The sequence below is a fragment of the Halanaerobium saccharolyticum genome (genome assembly GCF_004362045.1).
Classification (GTDB): Bacteria; Bacillota; Halanaerobiia; order Halanaerobiales; family Halanaerobiaceae; genus Halanaerobium; species Halanaerobium saccharolyticum_C.
Genome location: NZ_SNWX01000060.1, coordinates 1 through 3,744, shown reverse-complemented (window position 1 = coordinate 3,744; position 3,744 = coordinate 1). Strand labels below are relative to the sequence as shown.

Annotated in this window: 2 protein-coding genes; both read right to left on the bottom strand. The window is 30.5% G+C overall.

What is annotated here, in order from left to right; genetic code table 11:
* Positions 1–61: 61 nt before the first annotated feature.
* Entirely contained in the window at positions 62–307 is a 246-nt protein-coding gene (locus DFR79_RS15890) for a class I SAM-dependent methyltransferase (RefSeq protein ID WP_243727830.1), read from the bottom strand.
* 195 nt (positions 308–502) lie between these two features.
* The gene (locus tag DFR79_RS15885; RefSeq protein ID WP_133516436.1) at positions 503–2,185 is read right to left on the bottom strand and encodes a hypothetical protein; all 1,683 of its coding nucleotides are present in this window, start codon (positions 2,183–2,185) and stop codon (positions 503–505) included.
* Positions 2,186–3,744: the final 1,559 nt, after the last annotated feature.

Below are 3,744 nucleotides of genomic sequence, written 5' to 3'. Positions count from 1 at the left end.
GGAATTAAATTTGCTGCATAAGTAGTTAAATTTATTGAGAAACTGTGTTTAATAAATCATATTAAAGCTTGTCCAAGATTAGAGGGGCTAGCTCACCTATGATATTTTTATAGCCCATTTCATAAAGGTTAAATGTTGTTCTTCCTGCTCCACAACCAACATCTAATATAGATTTATCTTTATCAAAATATTTATTTATAACATATTTTTCTGATTCCCATAAGCCGATATTTTCAATCGCATTACTATAGTTTTCTGTAGCTTTTTCAAAAGATTTTTTAACAAAGTTTTTGGTTATTTTCTGCATATTATCCCCCAGATTCAGTTAGTATTTATGTATAAGAAGCTCTTGCTGTGCTATTGCGTATAACGTTACTGGGATTTGCGCTCGTGCCTGTTTCCGCAGGAACTGGCGTAAAGCTTGCTTTTTCGTATCCGTAATTGGTTAGCCTGCAAGCTTTATGACAGAAGGCATGACGCCAATCACATGTTATGTGAAGTATTATTCGGCCTCTATTTCAATCTGACAATAACTAGATCTCAATATTATTTTTTCATTATCTCTAACTGCATTCACATAGGTATTTAAATCATCTAATGAAAAATTAACTAAAAATTCTTTTGCAATTATTTTAACTGGTTGTCCATTTCCACGTACAATAATATCTCTACTCATCATTAAATATCTAATTATAAAACCTAAATGTTTCTTTTTTAATGACATCAATTCTGTTCCACCATGCATAATACTTTTAATTAAAAGTCTCGCAACATTTTCTTTTTTGTTAATTAAATCATAATATAAATCAAAACTTATAGATAACATATATTCTTTAAATTTTTTTGTGATCTTTCTATTACTTATTAGTTCTGCTAGCATACGTCCTAATAAAATTATACTACTAATAATTATATTATCATTTTGATGTTCTACACGATCAATTTCAATTTTAGCATGATTGTTTTCTTCATTTAAGTATTCAATAGACTTTATCCAATCCCTAACATCAGAAAATAATAAATATAAAATATAATTATATTTTGTGGGAAACTCGTCATCTAAATTCACATATTTATTAGGGTTATAATTAATACATATTTCTTTTACAAAGTAGTAATAATAATATAACCACATATGCCAGTCAATTTCTTGAAGAATAGAATTATAAATCATGTATACAAAAAATTTTCTTCCTTTAACAATAGGATTTTTTTCTAATAATTCCTCATCTTCATTTTCATAAGGTTCATTAAATTTATCATTATCAGTTCGCCTCATTTCAAGTAGAGTACTAATAATTCCTTCACCAATTGGTCTATATACCTCATATTCTTTTGCTACACTAATATCATTAAATAAAAAGTATAATATTTCATTATCATTATTTGGCTTTTTCTCACATTGATCATAATCTAAAGTACTTATATAAGAAGTTTCGTCTAATTCTTTATATAAGATACTTTTAGGATCAAGTATACAAAAATTTAAGAATGTTTCAAGGAAATTATTTGTATAATAATTTTTTTCTAATTTTACCAAATCTAATGCAAAATAAGGTTTAATTTTTATAAGATTCCTAATAAAATTTTCATCTGTAAAAAGTATTCTCAATAGTTCTTCAACACTTTCTTGTTTTTTGATTTTATTATCATTAAAAATTTTAAATAAAGAGGACTTAATCTTATTTATCTTTTTGTTTTTTGTCTTGGAGTTCTCAAAATCGTCTGAAAGAAAATCTTCTAACTTATTTTTCTTTTTAGAAATGTTAAAATTTAATATTTTCCTCAATACATTCATATTACTACTTAGCAAATAAATTAATTCATTATAATTTTCTTTAAATTGCAATTCTTCTAAGGTTAATTTTAAAACATCTATTTTATAGGTAGGTATTTCTCCATATTTTATTCTCAAAAATAAATATAAAAACATAATTATAAACAACATATATAATGAATTAGCTGGTGTAACTCCATATTTCGATAATCCAAATCCCAAATTTAAATTGAAATTTACAAATATATTATAATACAACAAATAGTGAACTACTAAAATAAAAATAGTGAAAATTATAAAATCTATTCTCCTGCTTTTGGTTTTTAATTCCAATTTTTTATACTTAGGCATAATACTATATATTGCAATTATTATAGATCCCACTGTAAGTATACTATTAAAAGACATAGTTACTCCCCTTTTTTAGAATAATATTTCACATAACGTCCCTGGGATTTGCGCTCGTGACTGGTTCCGCCAGGAACTGGCGGAAAGCTTGCGTTTTCATATCCGTAATTGGTTAGCTTGCAAGCTTTATGACAGAAGTCATGACGTCAATCCCATGTTATGTGCTGTACTAACTCGGCTGCGCTAAAAAAGTTTTATTTTTCTTCAACCGGTTAACTAATGATATTATCCCTTAACTAGCAAGTACTTCGTAAATTCTGTACTATATTAAATCTTCACGAAGTGCGTGAAGATCAAACAGTGACTAATTTATTTTCTGATATATGTAAATAATTTTGTAGATTATAATCCTTCAAATTCATTGTTAAAGCCACTGGAGAACTGCATTTATTATTTCCTTCATTTGCAGGAGTTAGTTCATGCCAGTTAGCGGTGCCCCAACCCTTCTTTTCTCTTTCTCTTATTTGCTGATATTTAAGTTAGTATTGCACATAACGATACTGGGATTCGCGGTGTGCCCGGTGTCCATAGACCTGGTGCAAAGTTAGCTATCATATCCGTAATTGTTTAAGTGCTAACTTTGTGCCAGAGGGCATGCCGTTAATCCCATGTTATCTGTCTGTTATAGCAACATCGACTCTATTACTTCTCATTTATCTTCAAAACTCCGGACCTATATCTTCTTTTTTGCAACGGTCTGCCCGCAAAAAACCTTAACCATCAGTCGGAAGTTTTGAAGATAATGCTGTAACCTCTCATAAAATTGATCATGGTTTTCTATTTCTTAGAGCATTTAGGTTCGTTAATACCTTGCAGTTTCTATTTCCCTACCCCGGAGAAAGTTAAAAAATATCATCCTGCGGTGCCCAAACCCTTTCTCTTGGTCTTATTAGCTGCAGTAACATTTGCTATAATGTCAGATAACGATTCTGGGATTCACGGTGTGCCCGGTGTCCACAGACCTGGGGCAAAGTTAGCTATCATACCCGTAATTGTTCAAGTGCTAACTTTGTGCCAGAGGGCATGCCGTTAATCCCATGTTATATGACTGTTATAGCAACATCGACTCTATTGCTTATCATTTATCTTCAAAACTTCGAACCCCTATCTCCTTTTTTGCAACGCTCTGCCCGCAAAAAACTTTAAACATCAGTCTGAAGTTTTGGAGATAATGCTGTAACCTCTCATAAGATTGATCATGGTTTTCCTGTTCTTAGAGCATTTAGTTGCGTTAAAAACCTTCCAATTTCTATTTACTTTCACCGGGAAAAGTACAAAAATATCATCCTGCGATGACCAAACCCTTTTTTCTGTTCTTATTAGCTGCAGTAACTTTTGCTATAATGTCATATAACGTTACTGGGATTTGCGCTCGTGACTGGTTCCGCAGGAACTGGCGTAAAGCTTGCTTTTTCGTATCCGTGATTGGTTAATTTGCAAGCTTTATGACAGAAGTCATGACGCCAATCCCATGTTATGTGAATACAAATAACGTTTAATAACGAATATTAACTAATCTACGAAATAACGGTGATTATAGGGCTTTTCTTTCTTTTCCA